Origin of the sequence: Mycobacterium sp. pUA109, from assembly GCF_041287095.1 — a bacterium.
Lineage (GTDB): Bacteria > Actinomycetota > Actinomycetes > Mycobacteriales > Mycobacteriaceae > Mycobacterium.
Genome location: NZ_JBGGKS010000031.1, coordinates 20,614 through 44,946 on the forward strand (window position 1 = coordinate 20,614; position 24,333 = coordinate 44,946).

At 70.6% G+C, this 24,333-nt stretch carries 26 protein-coding genes and 1 tRNA gene; 12 read left to right on the forward strand and 15 right to left on the reverse strand.

Annotated features, from left to right (window positions below):
• Nucleotides 1-49: 49 nt before the first annotated feature.
• Together ACAG26_RS25650 and ACAG26_RS25655 are read left to right on the forward strand one after the other, a co-directional pair.
• On the forward strand, nucleotides 50-265 hold the full coding sequence (locus tag ACAG26_RS25650; protein WP_370485899.1) for a CopG family transcriptional regulator: 216 nt from the start codon (nucleotides 50-52) through the stop codon (nucleotides 263-265).
• Nucleotides 262-669, forward strand: coding sequence for a PIN domain-containing protein (locus ACAG26_RS25655; RefSeq protein WP_370485900.1), 408 nt, complete (start codon nucleotides 262-264; stop codon nucleotides 667-669). The genes ACAG26_RS25650 and ACAG26_RS25655 overlap by 4 nt, the downstream gene beginning before the upstream one ends.
• 27 nt (nucleotides 670-696) lie before the next feature.
• On the opposite strand, the gene ACAG26_RS25660 is transcribed toward ACAG26_RS25655, so the two are convergent.
• A complete protein-coding gene (locus ACAG26_RS25660) occupies nucleotides 697-1,344 on the reverse strand; it encodes a TetR family transcriptional regulator (protein WP_370485901.1) in 648 nt (215 codons plus the stop codon).
• 116 nt (nucleotides 1,345-1,460) lie between these two features.
• Between ACAG26_RS25660 and ACAG26_RS25665 the strand changes: the two genes are divergently transcribed.
• Nucleotides 1,461-2,198: an alpha/beta fold hydrolase gene (locus ACAG26_RS25665; RefSeq protein ID WP_370485902.1), complete on the forward strand. Its 738-nt coding sequence runs from the start codon at nucleotides 1,461-1,463 to the stop codon at nucleotides 2,196-2,198.
• A 132-nt stretch (nucleotides 2,199-2,330) separates the two neighbouring features.
• Here ACAG26_RS25665 and ACAG26_RS25670 read toward each other — a convergent pair.
• A tRNA-Leu gene (locus ACAG26_RS25670) sits at nucleotides 2,331-2,417 on the reverse strand.
• Nucleotides 2,418-2,504: 87 nt separating this feature from the next.
• Between ACAG26_RS25670 and ACAG26_RS25675 the strand changes: the two genes are divergently transcribed.
• From ACAG26_RS25675 to ACAG26_RS25690, 4 genes are read left to right on the forward strand one after another with little or no spacing between them, the layout of a single operon-like run.
• Nucleotides 2,505-3,032, forward strand: a complete 528-nt coding sequence (locus ACAG26_RS25675) for a helix-turn-helix domain-containing protein (RefSeq protein WP_370485903.1) — start codon at nucleotides 2,505-2,507, stop codon at nucleotides 3,030-3,032.
• Nucleotides 2,950-3,240 carry a hypothetical protein gene (locus ACAG26_RS25680; RefSeq protein WP_370485936.1) on the forward strand — a complete coding sequence of 97 codons (291 nt, stop codon included), beginning with the start codon at nucleotides 2,950-2,952 and terminating at the stop codon, nucleotides 3,238-3,240. The genes ACAG26_RS25675 and ACAG26_RS25680 overlap by 83 nt, the downstream gene beginning before the upstream one ends.
• A 16-nt stretch (nucleotides 3,241-3,256) precedes the next feature.
• Entirely contained in the window at nucleotides 3,257-3,628 is a 372-nt protein-coding gene (locus tag ACAG26_RS25685) for a hypothetical protein (protein ID WP_370485904.1), read from the forward strand.
• On the forward strand, nucleotides 3,625-3,969 hold the full coding sequence (locus ACAG26_RS25690; protein ID WP_370485905.1) for a DUF3817 domain-containing protein: 345 nt from the start codon (nucleotides 3,625-3,627) through the stop codon (nucleotides 3,967-3,969). Before ACAG26_RS25685 ends, ACAG26_RS25690 begins: the two co-directional genes overlap by 4 nt.
• A gap of 73 nt (nucleotides 3,970-4,042) precedes the next feature.
• On the opposite strand, the gene rdgB is transcribed toward ACAG26_RS25690, so the two are convergent.
• The 11 genes from rdgB to clpS form a co-directional block, all read right to left on the reverse strand.
• A complete protein-coding gene (gene rdgB / locus ACAG26_RS25695) occupies nucleotides 4,043-4,642 on the reverse strand; it encodes an RdgB/HAM1 family non-canonical purine NTP pyrophosphatase (RefSeq protein ID WP_370485935.1) in 600 nt (199 codons plus the stop codon).
• Entirely contained in the window at nucleotides 4,639-5,418 is a 780-nt protein-coding gene (gene rph, locus ACAG26_RS25700) for a ribonuclease PH (protein ID WP_370485906.1), read from the reverse strand. The genes rdgB and rph overlap by 4 nt, the downstream gene beginning before the upstream one ends.
• Before the next feature lie 29 nt (nucleotides 5,419-5,447).
• Entirely contained in the window at nucleotides 5,448-6,218 is a 771-nt protein-coding gene (locus ACAG26_RS25705; RefSeq protein ID WP_370485907.1) for a cyclic nucleotide-degrading phosphodiesterase, read from the reverse strand.
• A 67-nt stretch (nucleotides 6,219-6,285) separates the two neighbouring features.
• Entirely contained in the window at nucleotides 6,286-7,107 is an 822-nt protein-coding gene (gene murI / locus ACAG26_RS25710) for a glutamate racemase (protein WP_370485908.1), read from the reverse strand.
• Entirely contained in the window at nucleotides 7,104-7,751 is a 648-nt protein-coding gene (locus ACAG26_RS25715) for a rhomboid family intramembrane serine protease (RefSeq protein ID WP_370485909.1), read from the reverse strand. The genes murI and ACAG26_RS25715 overlap by 4 nt, the downstream gene beginning before the upstream one ends.
• Nucleotides 7,742-8,704: a PLP-dependent cysteine synthase family protein gene (locus ACAG26_RS25720; RefSeq protein WP_370485910.1), complete on the reverse strand. Its 963-nt coding sequence runs from the start codon at nucleotides 8,702-8,704 to the stop codon at nucleotides 7,742-7,744. Before ACAG26_RS25720 ends, ACAG26_RS25715 begins: the two co-directional genes overlap by 10 nt.
• On the reverse strand, nucleotides 8,704-8,976 hold the full coding sequence (locus ACAG26_RS25725) for a MoaD/ThiS family protein (protein WP_370485911.1): 273 nt from the start codon (nucleotides 8,974-8,976) through the stop codon (nucleotides 8,704-8,706). The genes ACAG26_RS25720 and ACAG26_RS25725 overlap by 1 nt, the downstream gene beginning before the upstream one ends.
• Nucleotides 8,973-9,398, reverse strand: coding sequence for a Mov34/MPN/PAD-1 family protein (locus ACAG26_RS25730; protein WP_370485912.1), 426 nt, complete (start codon nucleotides 9,396-9,398; stop codon nucleotides 8,973-8,975). The genes ACAG26_RS25725 and ACAG26_RS25730 overlap by 4 nt, the downstream gene beginning before the upstream one ends.
• 15 nt (nucleotides 9,399-9,413) lie before the next feature.
• Nucleotides 9,414-10,433, reverse strand: a complete 1,020-nt coding sequence (locus tag ACAG26_RS25735; RefSeq protein ID WP_370485913.1) for a P1 family peptidase — start codon at nucleotides 10,431-10,433, stop codon at nucleotides 9,414-9,416.
• The gene (locus tag ACAG26_RS25740) at nucleotides 10,430-11,011 is read right to left on the reverse strand and encodes a DUF2017 domain-containing protein (RefSeq protein WP_370485914.1); all 582 of its coding nucleotides are present in this window, start codon (nucleotides 11,009-11,011) and stop codon (nucleotides 10,430-10,432) included. Before ACAG26_RS25740 ends, ACAG26_RS25735 begins: the two co-directional genes overlap by 4 nt.
• Before the next feature lie 13 nt (nucleotides 11,012-11,024).
• Entirely contained in the window at nucleotides 11,025-11,339 is a 315-nt protein-coding gene (gene clpS, locus ACAG26_RS25745) for an ATP-dependent Clp protease adapter ClpS (RefSeq protein ID WP_071030013.1), read from the reverse strand.
• 28 nt (nucleotides 11,340-11,367) lie between these two features.
• On the opposite strand from clpS, the gene ACAG26_RS25750 reads away from it, so the two are divergent.
• The 3 genes from ACAG26_RS25750 to ACAG26_RS25760 all read left to right on the forward strand — a co-directional run bounded on the left by ACAG26_RS25750 (nucleotide 11,368) and on the right by ACAG26_RS25760 (nucleotide 16,216).
• Nucleotides 11,368-12,702, forward strand: coding sequence for a nicotinate phosphoribosyltransferase (locus ACAG26_RS25750; protein ID WP_370485915.1), 1,335 nt, complete (start codon nucleotides 11,368-11,370; stop codon nucleotides 12,700-12,702).
• Between the two features lie 27 nt (nucleotides 12,703-12,729).
• The gene (locus ACAG26_RS25755; RefSeq protein ID WP_370485916.1) at nucleotides 12,730-14,691 is read left to right on the forward strand and encodes an ATP-dependent DNA helicase; all 1,962 of its coding nucleotides are present in this window, start codon (nucleotides 12,730-12,732) and stop codon (nucleotides 14,689-14,691) included.
• 82 nt (nucleotides 14,692-14,773) lie between these two features.
• Nucleotides 14,774-16,216, forward strand: coding sequence for a neutral zinc metallopeptidase (locus ACAG26_RS25760; protein ID WP_370485917.1), 1,443 nt, complete (start codon nucleotides 14,774-14,776; stop codon nucleotides 16,214-16,216).
• A 128-nt stretch (nucleotides 16,217-16,344) separates the two neighbouring features.
• Here the strand turns inward: ACAG26_RS25760 and glgP are convergent, their stop codons facing one another.
• Nucleotides 16,345-18,924 (reverse strand): alpha-glucan family phosphorylase, encoded by a 2,580-nt coding sequence (gene glgP / locus ACAG26_RS25765; RefSeq protein WP_370485918.1) that lies wholly within the window; start codon nucleotides 18,922-18,924, stop codon nucleotides 16,345-16,347.
• A 139-nt stretch (nucleotides 18,925-19,063) separates the two neighbouring features.
• Here glgP and ACAG26_RS25770 point away from each other — a divergent pair, with 139 nt between their 5' ends.
• Both ACAG26_RS25770 and glgB read left to right on the forward strand, forming a co-directional pair.
• The gene (locus ACAG26_RS25770; RefSeq protein WP_370485919.1) at nucleotides 19,064-21,118 is read left to right on the forward strand and encodes an alpha-1,4-glucan--maltose-1-phosphate maltosyltransferase; all 2,055 of its coding nucleotides are present in this window, start codon (nucleotides 19,064-19,066) and stop codon (nucleotides 21,116-21,118) included.
• A gap of 7 nt (nucleotides 21,119-21,125) precedes the next feature.
• On the forward strand, nucleotides 21,126-23,333 hold the full coding sequence (gene glgB, locus ACAG26_RS25775) for a 1,4-alpha-glucan branching protein GlgB (RefSeq protein WP_370485920.1): 2,208 nt from the start codon (nucleotides 21,126-21,128) through the stop codon (nucleotides 23,331-23,333).
• Between the two features lie 100 nt (nucleotides 23,334-23,433).
• On the opposite strand, the gene ACAG26_RS25780 is transcribed toward glgB, so the two are convergent.
• Nucleotides 23,434-24,330: a co-chaperone YbbN gene (locus ACAG26_RS25780; protein ID WP_370485922.1), complete on the reverse strand. Its 897-nt coding sequence runs from the start codon at nucleotides 24,328-24,330 to the stop codon at nucleotides 23,434-23,436.
• Nucleotides 24,331-24,333: the final 3 nt, after the last annotated feature.

Genomic DNA, 24,333 nt, shown 5'->3' on the forward strand with positions numbered 1-24,333 from the left:
ACAACCAGCATTCCGAGATATATGGTGCCACCGGTAGTACCATATGTTCGTGGAGAAGACGACGGTCTACCTGCCGGGCGACCTCAAGGAGGCACTCAAGCGCGCGGCTCAGCGGCGCGGAGTCTCGGAAGCTGAAATCATCCGCGAATCCATCCGCGCCGAGGTAGGCGGCATCAAGCCGCGGCCGCGTGGCGGTCTGTATTCAGGCTCGGAGCCGATTGCTCGACACGTCGACGAGCTCTTGGATGGATTTGGCGAACGATGATCGTCGACACCAGCGCACTGCTTGCCTACTTCGATGCTGGTGAACCCGACCACGATGCGGTCTCGCGCGTCATCGATACCAGCGACGAGGCGCTCGTCGTCTCGCCGTACGTCGTCGCCGAACTTGACTACCTCGTCGCCGCCCGAGTCGGTCTTGATGCAGAGCTGGCCGTGTTGAGAGAGCTATCCAGCGGCGCCTGGGAGCTGGCCAGCTTTGCGGTGGGCGAGCTGGAGCAGGCCACCTCGGTCATTCAGAAATACGGTGATCAGCGCATTGGCGTCGCCGACGCATCCAACGTGGTGCTAGCCGACCGGTACCGCACCAGGACGATGGCGACGCTCGACCGGCGGCATTTCGAGGTACTCCGGCCGCTTAGCGGGGGACGGTTCCGGGTCGTGCCGTAATCCATTTGCCCCATCGATTCGTCAGGGTCATCGAGACACACGCACGTCGGTTCGACGCGGTCGGCGGCGTTGGCGGGTCGGCTCGATTCCGAGCGCAAGTTGGAGCTGGCGTGCCCACCAGCGCACCTGGGTAGTCGAGTCGCTTGCCGCGCCGCCGGTGAGGCCGGCACTGCGCCGGAAGGCGCTTCCGTAGAGAGCCTCTGTCGCCATTGCCTGGTGCAGCGCCGCGACTGCCAGCCGGGTGTCGTCGATCGACTTCCCTTCCGGCCGAAGCTGATGCAGGGCGTCGGCGACGGGATCGAGGATACCGCCGCCCCGGTCGCGCCAACCCGCCGCGTGTAGCGCCGCCGCAAGCTCGCCGTAGCCGCGCCGGTAGAAGCGCTCAAGCGACTCGACGAGTTCGACGAGATCGGCGCCGCGGTCTAGCCAGGCCGCGAGGACTTCCTGCAGCGCGGCACGAAGCTGGCGCCCACCGTGTCGAAGCAACTCGGCGAGCAGCTTGTCGCGGTTGCCGAAGTGATGCGTGACACCGGCGTCGGTCATGCCGATCTGCGCGGCCACCGCGCGTACCTGCACGGCGGCGGCGCCGCCCTGAGCGAGCAACGCTGCGGCAGCGTCGAGGATTAGCCCGCGAGCTTCGTCGGGGGGCCTTCGCGTTCTCGCGGTGGCGGTCACGAACCGCAATGTTACCTTGACCCGCCAAGGTACCTGTCCGTAACGTTACCTTGGCTACACAAGGTAGAAGGGTGTGGTCTTGTCGACGATTCGACACCGCAGTGAGCGGCGCTGACGTGCAGCCGATCGCGGTGGTACGCCGAGGTGTGGGCCCGCAGGTCCTGCTCATTCACGGCGGCGCCAACCCGGAGATCACCTGGTCGGGCCTGGAGCCCTTGACGTCGCGCTGGACGCTGGCATACGTCTACCGTCGCGGGTTTGCGCCCAGTCCGCCGGCTCCCGGCGAGCGCCAGGACTTCGACGTCGACGCCGGCGATCTCGCCGCCCTGTTGGACGGCCGCTCGCACGTCGTGGCGCACTCCTACGGCGCGTTGGGTGCCGTCCTCGCCGCCACACGCAGGCCCACACAGGTCCGTTCACTGACGTTGATCGAACCGGCGTTTTTCTTGCCACCCGACGATCCCGAGGTAGCTCGCTTCCGGCGCCTCGGCGATGCAATGCTCGCCCACGGCCTAGACACCGACCCCGCCGTGTTGCGCGAGTTCCTGCGCGCCGCCGGCGCCCCGGTTCCAGACGAGGGGCCACTGCCCGAGGCGGTCGCGCGGGGAGTGCGTCGCAACCACGGAAGCCGCTCACCTGGCGAGGCGAACCTGGAATTCGACATCATCCGAAGTCTCGGTATCCCCACCCTTGTGGTTTCCGGCCAACACACGACAGCCGCCGAGCGCATGTGCGACGCCACCGCTAACCAGTTGTACGCCCAGCGAATAGTCGCACCGGGCGCCGGCCACTTCGTCGCCGCAGCACCCGGTTTCGCCGCACAACTCGACCGCTTCCTCACCTCGGTGAGCTAGCGGTGGACCGCTTATCGCGTTTGTCGCGAACGATCGTCAGTCCGGCAACCGGACGACTTCTGCTGAGCTGCCGTCGAAGTCTTGCTACCGGCCGAAAACAGCTTCTGAACTGCGTCGACACGTTTACAGCTATGGTGCGGGCGGAGGGACTCGAACCCTCACGCTCTTTCGAGCACGGGCACCTAAAACCCGCGCGGCTGCCGATTACGCCACGCCCGCAAGCCCACCGATCCTACCGCTCAGTCGACCGGCGAACGTGTCGGTGGTGTGCCGTACGTTGGCGCACATCACGAAAGAGGCCGGAGCATGCGGTGTGCAGAGGAATTCGACACTGTTCAGCGGCTCATCGCCGACGGTATCAACGACTGTGCGATTGCACGCCTTACCGGCATTCCACGGCCTACCGTGCGTGATTGGCGGCGTCGGCCGCAGATTCGATCGCGACAGTCACGCGAACCAGGCAGTTGCACCCACGATTTCGCGAGCCTTCCGGTGGAGGCCTATTGCTATCTACTCGGCCTTTACCTCGGCGACGGGTGCATCTCGCGACTCCCCCGAGTGTGGCGTCTCCGGATTACCCTCGACGCGAAGTACCCGGGCATCATCCAACGCTGTCGCGAGGCCATCGACATACTCATGCCAGGGCAACACGCGGCGCTACTGCGACGTTCCGACAGCTGCACCGAGGTCTCGCCTCTGCTCCAAGCATTGGCCGTGTTTATTCCCTCAGCATGGCCCCGGCAAGAAGCACTTGCGGCCGATCCGACTCGAGCCCTGGCAGGAGGCATTGGTCAGCCAGGCCACCGAGGAATTCGTTCGCGGTCTCATTCATAGCGACGGCTGCCGCACCGTCGCCAACGATCGCGGTGTGCGCAGCGTCCGCTACCACTTCTCAAACCGATCCGACGACATTCGGGACCTGTTCTGCGCGGCGCTGGACGCCCTCGGGATTCCGTGGACCCGGAACAGCAGGTACGAGGTCGCGGTATACCGCAAGGCGGCGACGGCGCGACTCGACGAATTTATCGGGCCGAAGGCGTGAGCGGTACCGTCAAGGGGTGCCCACTACACGGCGTCGGAGGCCAGCGCTCGTCGCGCTGGTGATCGTCGCTGCCTGCGGTTGCCTGGCCCTGGGCTGGTGGCAGTGGACCCGGTTCGAGTCGGTGTCGGGCACCTATCAGAACCTGGGCTATGCCCTGCAGTGGCCGCTGTTTGCCGGCTTCTGCGTCTACGCCTACCGCAAATTCGTCCGCTACGAAGAGGCCCCGCCGGAGCCGGCGAAAGGCGTGACCGAAATCCCGCCGGGGCTGCTCCCCGAGCGGCCGACGCCCGCCGCCCCGCCGCCCGATGACCCCGCGTTGCGGGAGTACAACGCCTATCTGGCCCAGCTCGCCAAATCCGATGAACGACAGAACAGGACCACTGCATGACCACCCCCGAGACACCCGCACCCGCCGCCACCCCGGTCGAGAAGATTCGTCCCGCGCTGCTGGGCTATCGCGTGATGGCCTGGGCGACGGGTATCTGGCTGCTGGTGCTGTGCGGTGAACTCGTCGCCCACTACGCCTTCGGCCAGGGCATCAAGTGGATCGGTGTGGTGCACGGCTGGGTGTACTTCGTCTACGTGTTGGCCGCGTTCAACCTCGCGGTCAAGGTGCGCTGGCCAATCGCCAAGACCATCGGGGTGCTGCTGGCCGGCACCATCCCGCTGCTCGGCATCATCGTCGAACACTTCCAGACCCGCAGCGTCAAGGCGCAGTTCGGCCTGTAAGCCCGCCGACTGTGCGAACTCATACGCTTCGAGGCCGTTTTGCGTATGAGGCCGCACACTCGGCGAAAAGGCGTCACGCAAGCGCCCGCAGCGCCGGCAACAGCAGCGCCAACGCCCGGCCGCGGTGCGACACCGCGTCCTTTTCGGCGGGCGACAGCTGCGCGGCGGTGCGATCACTGCCGTCCGGGAGGAACACCGGGTCGTAGCCGAAGCCGCCGTCGCCGCGCGGCGCCCGCGCGATCCGGCCCGGCCATTCGCCGCGCACCACCGTCTCGCCCGCCGCCGACACCAGCGCACACGCCGACACGAACGCCGCCCCGCGCCGCTCGTCGGGCACATCGGTCAGCTGGGCGAGCAACAAAGCGGTGTTGGCGGCGTCGTCACCGTGCACCCCCGACCACCGGGCCGAGAGCACCCCGGGCATGCCGTTCAAAGCCGCCACCGCCAGCCCGGAATCGTCGGCGACACACGCCAGCCCGCTCGCGGCGAACCCGTCGCGGGCCTTGGCCAACGCGTTGTCCTCGAAGGTCGCGCCGGTCTCGGGCGCCTCGTCGAACGGCGGCACGTCCTCCAGCGACAGCAGCGTCACCCCGGACAGCCCGGCACCGTCGAGCACCCGGCGCAGCTCGGCCAGCTTCTTGCGGTTGCGGCTGGCCACCAGCAGGGGCGTCAGGTTCCGAACGCTTTCTTGGGCTCGGGCCCCTCGGGCAGCACACCCGGATACGGCAGCTCCAACGCCTCGCGCTGCACGGCGAACAGCTGCTCGCAGGCGGCCAGCGCGGCATCCAGCATCTTGTCCAGGGTGGAACGCGGGAAGGTGGCGCCCTCCCCGGTGCCCTGGATCTCCACCAGGGTGCCGGTGTCGGTGGCGACCACGTTCATGTCGACCTCGGCGCGGGCATCTTCCTCATAGGGCAGGTCGACGCGGACCCGGCCGTCGACCACCCCGACGCTGACCGCCGCGATCGCGCAGGACAGTGGCCGCGGATCGGACAGCTTGCCGGCGGCGGCCAGGTAGGTCACCGCGTCGGCCAACGCCACGTAGGCGCCGGTGATCGCCGCGGTGCGGGTGCCGCCGTCGGCCTGCAGCACATCGCAGTCCACGGCGATGGTGTTCTCCCCCAGCGCGGCCAAATCGATGCAGGCCCGCAGCGACCGGCCCACCAGCCGGCTGATCTCCTGGGTGCGTCCGCCGACCCGGCCCTTGACCGACTCCCGGTCGCTGCGGGTGTGGGTGGCCGCCGGCAGCATCGCGTACTCGGCGGTGAGCCAGCCCAGCCCGGATCCCTTGCGCCAGCGCGGCACCCCCTCGGTGACGCTGGCCGTGCACATCACCCGGGTCTGGCCGAATTCGACCAGCACTGAGCCGGCCGGGTGGGCGGTGAAACCGCGGGTGATCGTCACCGGGCGCAGCTCGTCGTCGAGGCGGCCGTCTTCTCGTTTGGACACGCGCCAACCCTAGCCGGTGCGGCTGCCCGCTAGCGGCCGACCTCAATCGTTTCGCCGCACACCACGGCGTGCACCGGGCCGTCGAACTCGGCCTTGGCCTCGCTGATCACGTCCTCCCGCGACGTCCACGGCGGGATGTGGGTGAGCAGCAGCTCGCGGACCCCCGCGGCGGCCGCGGCGCGCCCGGCTTCGGTGCCCGACATGTGCAGTCGCGGCGGCCGGTCCGGGGCATGGGTCCAGGAGGCTTCGCACAAAAACACGTCGGCGTCGCGGGCCAGCTCGATCACCGCATCGCAGTAGCCGGTGTCGCCGCTGTACACCAGCGACGCGCCGGACGGATCGGTGACCCGCAGCCCGTAGGACTCGGTGGGGTGGCACACCTGGCGCGGCAGCACCGTCAACGCGCCCAGCGTCACCGGTTCAGCGTCGACCCAATGTCGGATCTCGAAGATGTCGGAGACGTCGTCGATCTCGCCGCCGTACGGCGACGACGCCGCCCCCAGCCGCGACCAGGTGTCGCTCGGGCCGTACATCAACGCCTTGCCGACCGGCGGCGACGGGTGATAGCGCCGCCACACGAACAGCCCGGGCAGATCCAGGCAGTGGTCGGCGTGCAGGTGCGACAACAGCACGTGCACCGACCCGGGATCGATGTGCCGCTGCAACGTGCCCAGCACCCCGCCCCCGAAATCGACCACCAGCGGCGGCGTGTCCGGCGCCCGCAACAGGTACCCCGATGCCGGCGAATCCGGGCCGACAACGCTGCCGGAACAGCCGAGCACGGTGAGTCGCACGGACACTACTGTGCCATGCCCAACGAAGCGGTGACGCAGACATGGCAGCTTTGCGCGCTATTCATCGCGCGAATCACTCCGGCACACCGACGTGACGGCGGGCGGATTGGACACCGGTTATGACCGGACCCAAAAAACGGGCCGCCAATGCGGTGAACGCCTCCGGGTCGCCGGTGGCCTCGAATAGCCGGGTGGCCGGCGCGGTCTCGTGCGGGTGCAGCAGGTCGGATTCGGTGAGCACCCGCAGCAGCTCCTTGGCGGTCTCCTCCGCGCTGGACACCAACGTGACGTGCTCGCCCATCGCCAACTGGATCAGCCCGGACAGCAGCGGGTAGTGGGTGCAGCCCAGCACCAGGGTGTCCACCCCGGCCCGCTGCAGCGGCTCCAGATACCCCTCGGCCAGGCCCAGCACTTGGCGGCCGCTGGTGACGCCGCGTTCGACGAAGTCGACGAACCGCGGACAGGCCACCGCGGTGATCTGGGTGTCGCGGGCGGCGGCGAACGCGTCCTGGTAGGCGTGGCTGGTGATGGTGGCCTGGGTGCCGATCACCCCGATGCGCCCGTTGCGGGTGGCGGCCACCGCCCGGCGCACCGCGGGCAGGATCACCTCCACCACCGGCACGTCGTAGCGCTCCCGGGCGTCCCGCAGGCACGCCGAGGACGCGGTGTTGCAGGCGATCACCAACGCCTTGACGCCGCGGTCGACCAGGTTGTCGCCGATGGCCAGGGCGTGCGCCCGGATCTCGGGGATGGTCAGCGGCCCGTACGGGCCGTTGCCGGTGTCGCCGACGTAGATGACGTCCTCGTCGGGCAGCTGGTCGATGATCGCCCGCGCCACGGTCAGCCCGCCGACGCCGGAATCGAAAATCCCGACGGGTGCCCGGCGCGCGCTCATGCCGGACGCGACTTCTTCAGCGCACGCTGCTTGCGTTCCGGCCCGGACAGCAGATAAGCCGCCAGCACCCCGGCGAGGGCGCCGCACAGATGCCCCTGCCAGGACACCCCGTGGCACTTGTCCAGCACCGGCACGGCGCCGACCAGGATGCCGCCGTAGGCGAACAGCACCACCAGCCCGGTGACGATGTCCCACACCCGGCGGATCAGCCAGCCGAACACGATCAGAAACGCCAGATAGCCGAAGATCAGGCCGGACGCCCCGATGTGGTCGGATTCGAAGCGGCAGGCGCCGACATTGCCGATCAGCCAGGTGCCGAAACCGCCGACGATCCACACGATCGCGGTGGCCCACAAAAACCGGGACAGCCCGGCCAGCGTCATCAAAAACCCCAGCACCAGCAGCGGGAAGGTGTTGGAGATCAGGTGCGACCAGTCGGCGTGCAGCAGCGGCGCGAACAGGATGCCCCACAGCCCGTCGGCCTCCAGCGGCCGGATGCCGTTGGCATCCAGGTCGTGGTCGGTCACCTGGTCGACGAGTTCGACGACGTAGAGCAGCGCCACAAAACTGAGGATGGTGGCCCCGCCGACCTGCCACGCCGGCGGCTTGGTCGGCGCCGGGGTGACCGGCTGACTCACGCCCATAGCTGCCCTTCCAGCGCGTCTTCGGCGTCGTCCAGGCTACCGGCGTACGCGCCGGTGGACAGGTATTTCCAGCCCGCGTCGGCGACCACGAAGGCGATGTCGGCGCGCTCGCCGGCCTTGATCGCCTTGGCCGCCTGCCCGAGCGCGGCGTGCAGCACCGCGCCGGTGGAGATGCCGGCGAAGATGCCCTCGGTCGACACCAGCTCCCGGGTGCGGCGCACCGCGTCGGCGGCGCCCACCGAGTACCGGGTGGTCAACACCGCCGGGTCGTACAGCTCCGGGATGAAGCCCTCGTCGATGTTGCGCAGCGCGTACACGCCTTCCCCGTAGCGCGGTTCGGCGGCCACGATCTGCACCTCGGGCACCTGCTCGCGCAGGTAGCGTCCGGTGCCCATCAGGGTGCCGGTGGTGCCCAGCCCGGCGACGAAGTGGGTGATCTCGGGCAGGTCGGCCAGCAGCTCGGGGCCGGTGCCGACGTAGTGCGAGTCGGTGTTGGCCGGGTTGCCGTACTGGTAGAGCATCACCCAGTCCGGGTTGGCGGCGGCCAGCTCCTTGGCCCGGGCGACCGCGGTGTTCGACCCGCCCTCGGCCGGGGAGAAGATGATCTGGGCGCCGTAGAGCTCGAGGATCTGGCGGCGTTCGATCGAGGTGTTCTCCGGCATCACGCAGATCATCCGGTAGCCCTTGAGCCGGGCCGCCATCGCCAGCGAGATGCCGGTGTTGCCGCTGGTGGGTTCCAGGATCGTCGCGCCGGGGGTCAACACCCCGTCACGTTCGGCCTGCTCGATCATCCGCAGCGCGGGGCGGTCCTTGATCGAGCCGGTCGGGTTGCGGTCCTCGAGTTTGGCCCACAGGCGAACGTGCGGCTCGTCGTCCCAGCGCGGCGACAGCCGCGGCAGCCCGACCAGCGGGGTGTTGCCCAGCGCCCCCAGCAGCGAGTCATACCGGGCCACTAGCCACCCGCCACCGCGGGCAGGATCGTCACCGTGTCGCCGTCGGCGATCGCGGTGTCCAGGCCGCCGGAGAACCGCACATCCTCGTCGTTGACGTAGATGTTGACGAACCGGTGCAGTTTGCCGTCGTCGACCAGGCGCTGCGAGATCCCGGAGTAGTTGGCCTCCAGGTCGGTGATCACCGCGCCCAGCGTGTCGCCGGTGGCGGTGACGCGTTTCTCGCCGCCGGTGTGCGGGCGCAGGATGGTCGGGATGGACACGGTGACGCTCATGCGGGCTCCTCATAGCTGGAAACGATGCGGACGGGTTCTTCGGTGACGACGCCGTCGACGATGCGGTAGCTGCGCAGCTCGTGGGTGTCGGGGTCGCGGGTGGACACCAGCACGTAGTGGGCGTCGGGTTCGGCGGCCAGGCTCACGTCGGTGCGGCTCGGGTAGGCCTCGGTGGCGGTGTGCGAGTGGTAGATGACGACCGGCACCTCGTCGGCGTCATCCATCGCCCGCCACACCCGCAGCTGCTCGGCGGAATCGAACCGGTAAAACGTCGGGGAGCGTTCGGCGTTGAGCATGGCGATGTGCCGCTGCGGGCGGTCGCTGCCGTCCGGGCCGGCCAGCACCCCGCAGGCCTCGTCGGGATGGTCGGCGCGGGCGTGGGCGACCATCGCGTCGACCAGGTCGGCACGAATCACCAGCACGTCAACGGCTCCTTTTCACTCGAATGCTCCGGGCAACAGGTCGCGGTAGGTCGGTATTCCGGCCACCGGGTCGGCGGCCAGCACCCCGACCAGCACGGCGCGGGCCACGCAGTCCGCCGCGGCCGCGCCCACCGCGGTGACCAACGCAGTTTCCGGGGACAGCCCGGCGGGCGTGTCGGCCGCCGGTGCCACCTCGACCGCACCGGTCGCCAGCGCAAACACCGTATCGCCATCCAGCGGGGTGTGCGCGGGCCGGATGGTGCGGGCCAGCCCGTCCTGGGCGGCGATCGCCACCCGCCGGCACCCGGCCGGGGACAGCGCGGCGTCGGTGGCGACCACCCCGATCGTGGTGTTCAGCGGGCTGCGGGCGGCGTCCAGTTCGGCCAGCGCGGCGATCTGCGGCGCCGGCGGCCGGCGCAACCCGAACTCGTCGATCAGGTAGGCCAGCCACGGCAGCCCGGTGGCCGGGTCGACGACGTTGCCGGCGGCGTTGACCGCCACCACCGCGCCCACCGTCACCCCGATGTCCAGCCGGATCGACGCGGTGCCCACCCCGCCCTTGAGCACCCCGGCGCGCGCCCCCACCCCGGCGCCCACCGTGCCGAGGGCGACCTCGGTGCCGGCCGCCTCGGCGGCGGCGTACCCGAACTCGGCGGTCGGGCGGTGGCCCCAGGCGCCGACCGGCAGGTCGAAGATGACCGCGCCGGGCACGATCGGCACCACCCCGCCGTCCATCGCGATGCCGCGGCCGCGCTCCTCGCACCAGCGCATCACCCCGTCGGCGGCCGCCAGCCCATAGGCGCTGCCGCCGGCCAGCAGCACCGCGTCGACGTAGCGCACGCTGTTGGCCGGGTCCAGCAGGTCGGTTTCGCGGCTGCCGGGCGCCCCGCCGCGGGCGTCGACCGCGCCGACGGTGCCCGGCGGGGCCAGCACCACGGTGACCCCGCTGGCCCACCCCGCACCCAGGGTCGCGTCCGGGTCGAGCCGCTGGTGGTGGCCGACCCGGATCCCGGCGACGTCGGTGATGGCGCTCATCGGTTCCCGATCAGCGCCAGCACCAGGTATTCCTGCAGCACGGTCAGCCACTGGTAGACGTCGAAGTGGGCGGCCAGCGGATGGTCGGCGGGCAGCCGCTCCGGCCCGCCCGGCCCGATGTCGAGCATGGTGCCCAGCGCTAACCGCACGTCGTTGACCGCCGCGATCCAGGCGTGCGCGTCGTCCTCGGTCAGCTCGAACCGGCCGCCGTCGGCGGGCACGGTCGCCAACACCCGTTGCGCGGTCTCGCGTTTAGCCGCGATGATCTCGGGTTCGTGGATGCTGCGCAGCGCCGCGTTGAGGCTGTCGGCGGCCCCCGAGCCGGCCGGGTGGTCGTTGGCCGGTTTGTAGAAATCCGGCAGCAGCCGCCGCAGCGTGGCGTCCGCGGGGGGTTCGGTGTTGCCGGTCTTCATCCCGGTGATCTGCTCGAGTTCGTCTGGCGGCGAGGACGATTCCCGCTCGTCGAGCATGCCGACCACCGACCCGACCAGGCTGGTGATCAGCGCGGCCTCGTGCGGATCCAGCGCCGACCGGAAACGGGGACCGTCAGCGGTCTGCACCCGCTTCCACTTGCGCACCCAGCGACCCTAGTCAGCGGTCCTGCTGCAGCGTCGCCCACAACCCGGCGGCATGCAGTTTGGACACGTCGACCTCCATGGACTCCCGGCTGCCCGCCGACACCACCGCCTTGCCCTCGGTGTGCACCTGCAGCATCAGCTTGGTGGCGTGGGGTTCGCTGTAGCCGAACAGCTTCTGAAAAATGTAGGTCACATAGCTCATCAGGTTCACCGGATCGTCCCAGACGATGGTCACCCACGGGCTGGCCGTGTCGTCGGTGGCATCGACCTGCCGGTGTTCGGTGGTTTTCGGCGTGACCGGCGGGGACGTCGCTGCTGACGCAACCATAGCTGCCAGGATACCGAGCTAACCGGCGGTGGCGACCAGCCGATACGGTGGCGGGGTGAACGACTGGGCCCGCGCCGGGCTGCTCACCGACAAATACGAACTGACCATGCTGGCGGCGGCGCTGCGCGACGGCACCGCGCACCGGTCGACGACCTTCGAGCTGTTCGCCCGCCGGCTGCCCGACGGGCGCCGCTACGGGGTGGTGGCCGGCACCGGCCGGTTCCTGGAAGCGTTGGGCCAGTTCAGGTTCGACGACGACGCGATCGCGTCGCTGGCCGAATTCCTGGACGCCCACACGGTGGCGTATCTGGCCGACTTCCGGTTCACCGGGGACATCGACGGCTACGCCGAGGGCGAGCTGTACTTCCCCGGCTCCCCGGTGCTGTCGGTGCGCGGCAGCTTCGCCGAGTGCATCGTGCTGGAAACCCTGGCGTTGTCGATCTTCAACCACGACACCGCGATCGCATCGGCGGCCGCGCGGATGGTCAGCGCCGCCGCCGACCGGCCGGTGATCGAGATGGGGTCGCGGCGCACCCACGAGCAGGCCGCGGTCGCGGCCGCCCGGGCGGCCTACCTGGCCGGCTTCGCCGGATCCTCCAACCTGGAAGCCCAGCGCCGCTACGGGGTGCCGGCGCTGGGCACCAGCGCCCACGCGTTCACCCTGCTGTATGCCAGCGCCGGCGGCCCCGACGAGGTGGCCGCGTTCCGCGCGCAGGTCGCCGCGCAGGGGGTGGGCACCACGCTGCTGGTGGACACCTACGACGTGACGACCGGGGTGGCCAACGCGGTCGCGGTCGCCGGCCCGCAGCTGGGCTCGGTGCGCATCGACTCCGGGGAGCTGGGGGTGTTGGCCCGCCAGACCCGCGACCAGCTGGACCGGCTGGGCGCCACCGGCACCCAGATCATGGTCTCCGGGGACCTCGACGAGTACTCGATCGCCGCGCTGCGCGCCGAACCGGTGGACAGCTACGGGGTGGGCACCTCGCTGGTCACCGGGTCGGGGGCGCCGACGGCGAGCATGGTCTACAAGCTGGTCGAGGTCGACGGGGTGCCGGTGCAAAAACGCAGCGCCCGCAAGGAGTCCCGCGGCGGCCGCAAGGAGGCGCTGCGGCTGTCCCGCCCCACCGGCACCCTCCTCGAGGAGATCGTGCACCCGGCCGGATCCCCGCCGCAGGTCAGCGAGGACAGCCGGGTGCTGACCGTCCCGCTGGTGCGCGACGGGCAGCCGGTGGCCGACCGAGACGTCGGCGCGGCGCGCAAGCTGGTGGCGGCCGGCTTGCGCAGCCTGCCGTGGGAGGGTCTGATGTTGTCGCACGGCGACCCGGCGATCCCCACCGTGCAGATCCCGGTCAGCACTCGATAACCAGGAGCAGCCACGCCCGACCCGTCCGTGCCCGACCTGCTGGCCACCGCGGTGGCCGCGTTGGGCGGAACCGAACGCGCCGGCCAGGTCACCATGGCCGACGCCGTCGCGCGCGCCTTCGACATCGGCGAGCACCTGGCGGTGCAGGCCGGCACCGGCACCGGCAAGTCGCTGGCCTACCTGGTGCCCGCGCTGGCCCGCGCGGTCGCCGAGGACGCCCCGGTGGTGGTGTCCACGGCGACGATCGCGCTGCAACGCCAACTCGTCGACCGCGACCTGCCCCGGCTGGCCGACGCCCTGGCCGACGCGCTGCCCCGGCGACCGCAGTTCGCCCTGCTCAAGGGGCGCCGCAACTACCTGTGCCTGAACAAGGTGCACGGCGGCACCGCGGCCGCCGACGAGGAACCGCCGCAGGAGGAGCTGTTCAACGCGGCCGCGGCCACCGCGCTGGGCCGCGACGTGCAGCGGCTGACCGCCTGGGCGTCGGACACCGACACCGGTGACCGCGACGACCTCAAACCCGGCGTCCCGGACCGGTCCTGGTCGCAGGTCAGCGTGTCGGCGCGGGAGTGTCTGGGCGCGGCCCGCTGCCCGTTCGGCACCGACTGTTTCGCCGAACGGGCCCGCGCGAAGGCCGGGCAGGTCGATGTGGTGGTCACCAACCACGCCCTGCTGGCCATCGACGCGATCACCGACTCCGCGGTGCTGCCCGAACACGAGCTGCTGGTGATCGACGAGGCCCACGAGCTGGTGGACCGGGTGACGGCGGTGGCCACCGGGGAGCTGACCGCGACCGCGCTGGGGGTGGCGACGCGCCGGATCACCCGGCTGGTGTCCCCCGAGCTGGTGCAGCGGCTCGAGGCCGCGTCGGCGACCTTCACCTCGGCGATCCACGACGGCACCCCGGGCCGCGTCGATTACCTCGACGAGGAGTTGGGCACCTACCTGACGGCGCTGCGGGACGCGGCCGGCGCGGCGCAGGCGGCCATCGACACCAGCCCCCGCGACCCGCAGGCGGCCGCGGCCCGCACCGAGGCGGTCGCGGCGCTCAGCGAGATCGCCGAGACCGCCACCCGGGTGCTGGATTCGTTTGTGCCCGCCATCCCCGACCGCACCGAGGTGGTGTGGCTGGCCCACGACGAGATCCGCGGGTCGGTGTCACCGGTGTTGCGGGTGGCGCCGCTGACGGTGGCGGGGCTGCTGCGCACCCGGCTGTTCGCCCGGTCGACGACGGTGCTGACCTCGGCGACCCTGACCGTGGGCGGCTCCTTCGACGCCATGGCCGCGGCCTGGGGGTTGACCGGCGGCGAGGCCGAACCGCGGTGGCGGGGCCTAGACGTCGGCTCGCCGTTCACCCACGCCAAGTCCGGCATCCTCTACGTGGCCGCGCACCTGCCCCCGCCGGGCCGCGACGGCACCGGGTCGGCCGAGCAGCTCACCGAGATCGCCGAGCTGATCACCGCCGCCGGGGGCCGCACCCTGGGCCTGTTCTCGTCGATGCGGGCGGCCCGGGCGGCCGCCGAGGCCATGCGCGACCGGCTGACCAGCCCGGTGCTGTGTCAGGGCGACGACGCCACCGCGGCGCTGGTCGAACGGTTCGCCGCCGACCCGGCCACCTCGCTGTTCGGCACGCTGTCGCTGTGGCAGGGTGTCGACGTGCCCGGCCCGTCGCTGTCGCTGGTGCTCATCGACCGCATCCCGTTCCCGCGGCCCGACGATCCGCTGCTGACCGCCCGGCAGCGGCGGGTGGCCGCGCGCGGCGGCAACGGCTTCATGGCCGTCGCGGCCAGCCACGCGGCGTTGCTGCTGGCGCAGGGCGCGGGGCGGCTGCTGCGCCGCGTCGACGACCGCGGCGTGGTCGCGGTGCTGGACTCCCGGATGGCGACCGCGCGCTACGCCGGGTACCTGCGCGCCTCGCTGCCCCCGTTTTGGCACACCACCGACGGCGCCCGGGTGCGTCAGGCGCTGGGTCGGCTGGCCTCGGCGTGAGGTGAACGCCGCCGCCACCAGGGCGGCGGCCGCACTATCCTGGAACGATCCGGCAGCCAGCGCCCCCGAGAGGTAACCACCGATGCGTCGACGACACCTGGGGCGTGTCCTGGCCGCGGTGGCCGCGCTGCTGACGCTCACCTCGTGTGCCCGGGTGCTGGACGGGCACCCGGTGTCGGTGTTCGCCGACCCGTTCCGGGTCGGCGGCCTGGAGGCCGTCGACGGGCCGACCGGGCTGCGTCCCGACGCCGCCGAACCGACCCGCGACGTGGAGCACACCGACGGCGGGCGGGTCGACACCCTGGCCGAGCAGTCGGTCAGCGACCTCGAGGAATTCTGGGGGGACAACTTCTCCGACAGCTTCGCGGGCCGGTTTCGGCCGGTGGACCAGCTGGTGTCGTGGAGTGCGCTGGACGTCGGCGGCCGGTTCTGCGACACCGGCACCTTCAAGCTGGTCAACGCCGCCTACTGCAAACTCGACAACACCATCGGCTGGGATCGCGGGGTGCTGCTGCCCGCGCTGCGCGAGGCCTACGGCGATATGGCCATCCCGATGGTGTTGGCCCACGAATACGGCCACGCGATCAGCAAACTGGCCAAGCTGACCAAAAAGCGCACCCCGATCCTGGTCGCCGAACAGCAGGCCGACTGCTTCGCCGGGGTCTACCTGCGGTGGGTGGCCCAAGGCGATTCGCCACGCTTCACGCTGAGCACCGGGGACGGGCTGAACGCGGTGCTGGCCGCGATGCTGGTGCTGCGCGACCCGGTGCTGCACGAGGAGGACATCGAGGGCGGCGGCAACGAGCACGGTTCGGCGTTCGAACGGATCTCGGCGTTCCAGTTCGGGTTCACCGAGGGCGCCGCGTCGTGCGCGGGGATCGACGTCAAGGAGATCGACGCCCGGCGCGGGGCGCTGCCGGTGGCGCTGCAACGCGACCAGACCGGGGAGTGGCCGGTCAGTGAGGACTCCGCGCGCACCATCATCGACGCGATGGCCACCGTGTTTCCGCTGGCCAACCCGCCGCAGCTGAGTTTCGACGCCGACGCGGCCGAGTCCTGCGGCAACGCCCGACCCAGCCCGCCGGCGTCGTACTGCCCGGACAGCAACACCATCGCCGTGGACCTGCCCAAGCTGACCAAGATGGGCGTCCCCCGCGAGGGTGACCCCGGGTCGATGCTGTCCGGCGACAACACCGCCTACTCGGTGCTGGAGTCGCGCTACATGCTGGCGGTGCAGGCCGACCGCGGCGGCCTGGTGCTCGACAACGCCAAGGCCGCGCTGCGCACGGCGTGTTTGACCGGGGTGGGCACCACCGCGCTGTCCAACGGCGTCAGCACCGGCAACGGCCACAGCGTGGCGCTGACCGCCGGCGACCTCGACGAGGCGGTGTCGGGGCTGTTGACCAACGGCCTGGCGGCCAGCGACATCAACGGCGAGACCGTGCCGGCCGGGTTCTCCCGCATCGACGCCTTCCGCACCGGGGTGCTCGGCGACGTCGACCGCTGCATCGCCCGCTTCACCTGAGGCCCCGGCCACATCCTGGCCGTCCCGGCCGGCCCTCCCGGCCGTCCTGGCCTTCCCGGCCGCGAACGTGCGCAGTTGTACGGGTTTTCCGCCAAAAGCTGGCATTCTGCGCACGTTCGCGGCCAAGGCTAGGCCAGGGTGACCAGGCCCAGCTCGTTGGGGGCGGCCAGCATCGGGTGGTGGGGCAGCACCCGCACCGTGTAGCCCACCGACCCGGCCACCGGCAGCGGCGTGGTGGTCACGAAGATGTCGGCGCCGCCGGCGGCACCGCTGTGCGTCATCGCGACGGTCACCGGGTCCTGCAGCACGTCACCGGCGTCGACGCGGCCCAGCACCGCCTGCACGGTGACCTCGTCGGGCCGCAGCCCGGCCAGCTGCACCGTCGCGGTCAACGTCAGTTTCGACCCCAGCAGCGGGGTGTCCGGCAGCCCGGTGCCGTCGACGTCGGTGATCCGGATGTTCGGCCACGCCCGCTGGGCGCGCCGACGGTAGTCGGCCAGCTCGCGGGCGGCGTCGAACGCGGCGCCGTCGCCGCCGACGACCGCGCGCACCGACTGCGCCGCCGGGGTGTAGTACGTCTCGACGTAGTCGCGCACCATCCGCGACGCCATCACCTTGGGCCCCAGCGTCGCCACGGTGTGGCGCACCATCTCGATCCACCGCCGCGGCACCCCGTGCTCGTCGCGTTCGTAGAACTTCGGCGCCACCGAGGTCGCCAGCAGGTCATACAGCGCACTGGCCTCCAGGTCGTCGCGGCGGCCCTCGTCGGCCACCCCGGCGGCGGTCGGGATCTCCCACCCGTTTTCGCCGTCGTACCACTCGTCCCACCAGCCGTCCCGGATGGACAGGTTCAGCCCGCCGTTGAGCGCGCTTTTCATCCCCGAGGTGCCGCACGCCTCCAGCGGGCGCAGCGGGTTGTTCAGCCACACGTCGCAGCCCCAGTACAGCCGCCGGGCCATCGACATGTCGTAGTCGGGCAAAAACGCCACCCGGTGCCGCACCTCGGGCCGGTCGGCGAACCGCACCACCTGCTGGATCAGCGCCTTGCCGGCGTCGTCGGCCGGGTGTGACTTGCCGGCGACGATCAGCTGAATCGGGCGCTCCTCGTCGAGCAGCAGCCGCTGCAGCCGCTCCGGATCGCGCAGCATCAGCGTCAGCCGCTTGTAGGTGGGCACCCGCCGGGCGAATCCGACGGTGAGCACGTCCGGGTCGAAAGCCGTTGCGATCCAGCCGAGTTCGGCCTCCGACGCGCCACGTTCCCGCCAGGACCGGCGCAGCCTGGTTCGCACGTCGTCGATGAGCAGCGCGCGCAGCTGCGACCGGATCCACCACAGATGCCCGGGATCGACCTGCTGCAGCCGCTGCCACACGGTGGGCTCGGACAGCGAATCGGAGCCGGCCAACTCCCGGCCCAGCTGCAGCCACTGCGGCGCCGCCCAGGTCGGCGCGTGCACCCCGTTGGTGATCGACCCGATCGGCACCTCGGTGCGGTCGAACCCGGACCACAGGTCGTTGAACATGGCCCGGCTGACCCGGCCGTGCAGCAGCGACACCCCGTTGGCCCGCTGCGCCAACCGCAATCCCAGGTGGGCCATGTTGAACGTCGTCGGGTCGGGTTCGGCGCCCAGCGCCACGATCGCGTCGGAGGACACCCCGGGCAGCAACCCGGCCGCTCCGTCGGCCCCGAGGTAGCGGCGCACCAGCTCCACCGGGAACCGGTCGATGCCGGCCGGCACCGGGGTGTGGGTGGTGAACACCGTCGAGGCACGCACCACGGTCAGCGCGGTGTCGAAGTCCAGCCCGGCGTCGGTCATCAGCTCCCGGATGCGTTCGGCGCCGAGGAATCCCGCATGGCCCTCGTTCATGTGGAACACCTCGGGCTCCGGCAGCCCTTCGAGCGCGGTGAACGCCCGGATCGCCCGCACCCCGCCGACCCCGGCCAGGATCTCCTGTTTGATCCGGTGCTCCTGGTCGCCGCCGTACAGCCGGTCGGTGACCCCGCGCAGCTCGTGCTCGTTTTCGCCGATGTCGGAGTCCAGCAACAGCAGCGGCACCCGGCCGACCTGCGCCACCCAGATCCGGGCCCGCAGCCGGGCGGCGTCGGGCAGGGCCAGTTCGATCAGCACCGGCGCGCCGCCGGCGTCGGTGAGCAACCGCAGCGGCAGGCCCTGCGGGTCCAGCGGCGGATAGGTTTCGTGCTGCCAGCCGTCGGCGGTCAGCGACTGCCGAAAGTAGCCGGAGCGGTAGTACAGGCCGACCGCGATCAGCGGCACCCCCAGGTCCGAGGCGGACTTCAGGTGGTCGCCGGCCAGGATCCCCAGCCCGCCGGAGTAGTTCGGCAGCACCTCGGCCACCCCGAACTCCATCGAGAAGTAGGCGATCGACGTCGGCATCGCGGTGCCATTGTATTGCTGCTCCTGGTACCACAGCGGGCGGCTCAGATAGTCGTTGAGGTCGGCGGCCAGCGCGTCGAGCCGCGCCACAAACCCCTCGTCGGTGGTCAGCTCGTCGAGCCGGGCCGGGCTCACCGCGCCCAGCAGCGCCACCGGGTCCTGGCCGCAGCGCACCCACAGCTCCGGGTCGATGGCGGCAAACAGATCCTGGGTGGGCTGCTCCCAGGACCACCGCAGGTTGATCGACAGCTGCTCCAGCGCGGCCAGGCGCTCGGGCAGGTGGGCGCGGACGGTGAACCGGCGGAGGGCTTTCACGCGTGCATAGCCTACCGACGATTCGGTTGCGCGCAGGTCGCGAAGCGAGCGCTGCACCCGGCGCAGGTATAGCCCGGCCGTTACGGTGGGTATGAGACGCGCAGGGATGTTCGGCGACCAGTAGGACGGAGTTGATTGGGTGCCTGGCCGGGTCGAGATCGATGACGTCCAGCCCGTCGTATCGTGCGGCGGCTATCCGGCCAAGGCGGTGGTCGGTGAGGTGGTCCCGGTCTGCGCCACGGTGTGGAGCGACGGCCACGAGACGGTCGCGGCGACCCTGGTGGCGCAGTATTTGGGGCCGCACTATCCGCAGCCGGCCACCCGGCACCGCATCGCCACCCCCGATGCGGCGCCGCAGGTCGAGCCGATCTCGGCGCCGATGACGATGGGCGTGGAGCCCTACGTGTTCCACGGCCAGTTCATCCCCGACCGGGTGGGGTTGTGGGGGTTCCGGGTCGACGGCTGGGGCGATCCGATCGACACCTGGCGCCACGCGGTGACCGCCAAACTCGACGCCGGTCAGGGCGAAGCCGAGTTGTCCAACGACCTGCTGATCGGGGCGCGGCTGTTTGACCGGGCCGCCGCGGCCGCCCCCCGGCGCCGACGCCAACCGCTGGTGGCGGCCGCGGCAGCGCTCCGCGCCCCGGGCGATCCGGTGAGCCGGGCCGCGCCGGCGCTGTCCGCCGAGGTCACCGAGGTGCTGGCCGGCCATCCGCTGCGCGACCTGGTCACCCAGGGCCACCAGTTCACGGTGTGGGTGGATCGCCCGCTGGCCCGGTTCGGCGCCTGGTATGAGATGTTCCCCCGCTCGACCGGCGGCTGGGACGCCGACGGCGCCCCGGTGCACGGCACCTTCGCCACCGCCGCCGCGGCGCTGCCCCGCATCGCCGAGATGGGGTTCGACGTGGTGTACCTGCCGCCGATCCACCCGATCGGCAAAGTCCACCGCAAGGGCCGCAACAACGCGGTGACCGCCGAACCCGGCGACGTCGGCTCGCCGTGGGCGATCGGCAGCGACGAAGGCGGACACGACGCCATCCACCCCCAGCTGGGCACCGTGGAGGACTTCGACGAGTTTGTGGCCGCCGCGCGCGACCTGGGCCTGGAGGTGGCGCTGGACCTGGCGCTGCAGTGCGCCCCGGATCACCCGTGGGCCCGCGCCCACCGGCACTGGTTCACCGAGTTGCCCGACGGCACCATCGCCTACGCCGAGAACCCGCCGAAGAAATACCAGGACATCTACCCGCTGAACTTCGACACCGATCCCGCCGGCCTGTACGAGGCGGTGCTGGCGGTGGTGCGGCACTGGGTCGAGCACGGGGTGACGGTGTTCCGGGTCGACAATCCGCACACCAAGCCGCCCGACTTCTGGGCCTGGCTGATCGGTCAGGTCAAGGCGACCGACCCCGACGTGGTGTTTTTGTCCGAGGCGTTCACCCCGCCGGCCCGCCAATACGGGTTGGCCAAGCTCGGCTTCACCCAGTCCTACACCTACTTCACCTGGCGCACCTCGAAGACCGAGCTCACCGAATTCGGGCAGGAGATCGCCGAATTCGCCGATTTCCGCCGGCCCAACCTGTTCGTCAACACCCCCGACATCCTGCACGCCAGCCTGCAGCACGGCGGTCCGGGCATGTTCGCCATCCGCGCGGTGCTGGCCGCGACCATGAGCCCGGCCTGGGGAATGTACTCCGGCTACGAGCTTTTCGAGCACCGCGCGGTGCGCGACGGCAGCGAGGAGTACCTGGACTCGGAGAAATACCAGTTGCGGCCCCGGGATTACGCGGCCGCGCTGGCCGAGGGCCGGTCACTGGAGCCGTTCATCACCCAGCTCAACGCGATCCGCCGCACCCACCCGGCACTGCGGGAGTTGCGCACCATCAGGTTCCACCACCTGGACAACGACGCGTTGCTGGCCTACAGCAAGTTCGACCCGAGCACCGGTGACTGCGTGTTGGTGGTGGTGACGCTCAACGCTTTTGCCGCCGAGGAGGCGACGTTGTGGCTGGACATGGCCGCACTGGGACGCGAACCCTACGAACAGTTTTGGGTGCGCGACGAAATCACCGGCGAGGACTACCACTGGGGGCAGGCCAATTACGTGCGCATCGACCCGGCACGCGCGGTCGCCCACATCATCAACATGCCGCTGATACCGGAGGAATCCCGAACGACACTGTTGCGCCGGGGGTGACGGGCACATGAAACGAACCGAACAGCTGGACAGTCCGCATCTGGCACCCGACCGCACTGAGCTGGCCCGGTTGCTGGCCGGGGTGCATCACGACCCGCACGCCATCCTGGGCGCCCACGAATACGGCGATCACACCGTGATCCGCGCGTTGCGCCCGCACGCGGTGGCGGTGACCGCGCTGGTGGGCGGTGACCGCTACCAGCTGCGGCATCTGGAGTCGGGCCTGTTCGCCGCCGCGCTGCCGTTCGTCGACCTGATCGACTACCGGCTGCAGGTGAGCTATCCCGGCGCCGGCGACGCGCTGGACACCCACACCGTCGCCGACGGCTACCGGTTTTTGCCCACCTTGGGCGAGGTCGACCTGCACCTGTTCGCCGAAGGCCGCCACGAACGGCTGTGGGAGGTGCTGGGCGCGCATCCCCGCTCGTTCACCACCGCCGACGGTGTGGTGGCCGGGGTGTCGTTCGCGGTGTGGGCCCCCAACGCCAAGGGGGTCAGCCTGATCGGCGACTTCAACGGGTGGAACGGCAACGATGCGCCGCTGCGGGTGCTCGGCTCCTCGGGGGTGTGGGAGCTGTTCTGGCCGGGCTTCCCGCCCGACGGGCTGTACAAGTTCCGGGTGCACGGCGCCGACGGCGCCGTCACCGACCGGGCCGACCCGTTCGCGTTCGCCACCGAGGTGCCGCCGCAGACCGCGTCGCGGGTGAACGTCAGCACCTACACCTGGCGCGATCACGACTGGATGGCGCGGCGCGCGCAGCACAACCCGGTGCACGAGGCGATGAGCACCTACGAAGTGCACCTGGGCTCGTGGCGACCGGGGCTGAGCTACACCGAGTTGGCCCGCGAACTGGTGGATTACGTGGTGGCGCACGGCTTCACCCACGTCGAGATGCTGCCGGTCGCCGAGCACCCGTTCGGCGGGTCGTGGGGGTATCAGGTCACCTCGTACTATGCGCCGACGTCCCGGTTCGGCAGCCCCGACGAGTTCCGCGGGCTCGTCGACGCGCTGCACCAAGCCGGGATCGGCGTGATCATGGACTGGGTGCCGGCGCATTTCCCCAAAGACGCCTGGGCGCTGGGACGTTTCGACGGGACCCCGCTGTATGAACACTGGGACCCCAAACGCGGCGAACAACTCGACTGGGGCACTTACGTCTTCGACTTCGGCCGACCCGAGGTGCGCAACTTCCTGGTGGCCAACGCGCTGTACTGGCTGACCGAATTCCACATCGACGGGCTGCGGGTGGATGCGGTGGCCTCGATGCTGTACCTGGACTATTCGCGCCCCGCGGGCGGCTGGACGCCCAACATCTACGGCGGCCGGGAGAACCTGGAGGCGGTGCAGTTCCTGCAGGAGATGAACGCCACCGCTCATCGGGTCGCGCCCGGCATCGTGACGATCGCCGAGGAGTCGACCTCCTGGCCGGGGGTTACCCGACCGACCAGCCTGGGCGGCCTGGGCTTTTCGATGAAGTGGAACATGGGCTGGATGCACGACACGCTGGACTATCTCAGCCACGACCCGGTTCACCGCTCCTATCACCACCACGAGGTGACATTCTCGATGCTGTACGCGTTCAGCGAGAACTACGTGCTGCCGATCAGCCACGACGAAGTGGTGCACGGCAAGGGCACGCTGTGGGAGCGGATGCCCGGCAACGACCACGTCAAGGCCGCCGGGCTGCGCAGCCTGCTGGCCTACCAGTGGGCGCACCCGGGTAAGCAACTGCTGTTCATGGGCCAGGAGTTCGGCCAGCGCGCCGAATGGTCCGAGGAGCGCGGGGTGGACTGGTTCCAACTCGACGAGCACAGCTTTTCGACCGGCATTCTGCGCCTGGTCGACGACATCAACGCCCTCTACCGGCGTCGGCCCGCGCTGTGGAGCCAAGACACCCACCCCGACGGCTATTCCTGGATCGACGCCAACGACTCGGCCAACAACGTGTTGAGCTTCCTGCGGTACGGCAGCGACGGGTCGGTGCTGGCCTGCGTGTTCAACTTCGCCGGCACCGAGCACGCCGACTACCAGCTGGGGCTGCCGGCCGCCGGGCGGTGGCGCGAGGTGCTCAACACCGACGCGACCGGCTACCACGGTTCCGGGATCGGCAACCTCGGCGGGGTGGACGCCGTCGAGCGGCCCTGGCACGGCCGCCCCGCCTCGGCGGTGCTGGTGCTGCCGCCGCTGGCCGCGCTGTGGCTCGAACCCGAGTAGCGGCCGTGTGTCGGCCCCGCGAACGTGCGCAGAATGCCAGTTTTTGCCGCTGTGCGCGTACAACTGCGCACGCTCGCGCCGGGGAAACCGGCGGCTAACCTCAGTACAGCGCGTTGGCGAGGTTGCGCCGGGCGGCGATGACGTCGGGGTCGGCGGGATCGAAGATTTCGAACAGCTCGATCAGCCGGGTGCGCACCGCGGTGCGCTCCTCCCCCGCGGTGCGCCGCACCAACGCGATCAGCCGGTCGAACGCCGCGGCGACGTCCTGGTTGAGGATCTGCACGTCGGCGGCGGCGAAGGCGGCCTCGATATCACCCGGACCGGCGTCGGCCACCGCGACCGCGTCGGGGCGCTGCGCGGTGGCGCGCTGCAGGAACGCGATCTGGCGCACCGCCGCCTTGGCTTCGACGTGATCGGGGTCGGTGTCCAGGATCGCCTGATACGCGGTGCGGGCGGCGGCGAAGTCGCCGGCCTCCAGGTGCTGGCGGGCCTGGGCCAGCGCCGGGTCGACCTGTTCTTCGGCGGCGTCGGTGGCACCGCTGAGCTTGCCGGCGGTCGCCGACAGCACCGAGTCCACCCAGCGCCGCAACTGGTCGGCGGGCTGCACGCCCTGAAAGCTGGTCAGCGGTTGGCCGGCGCCCAGGGCGACGACGGTGGGCACCGCCTGCACCCCGAAGATCTGCGCCACCCGGGGGCTGGTGTCCACGTTGACCGCGGCCAGCGCCCACTTGCCGTTATCGGCGGCCGCCAGCTCGGCCAGGGTTTCGCCGAGCTGCACGCACGCCTCGCTGCGCGGCGACCACAACAGCACCACGACCGGCACCTGGTTGGACCGGACCAGCACCTCGTCTTCGAAGTTGGTCTCGGTGACTTCGGTGCCGAACTGCCCGGTGGTCGCGCCGCCACCCGACGCGGTCTGCTGGGCGCGTTGCTTGAGTCCAGACAGGTCTACCGCGCCGGCCATGGCCGGTGCGATCGGAGGTCGCGGTCGGGTCACGCC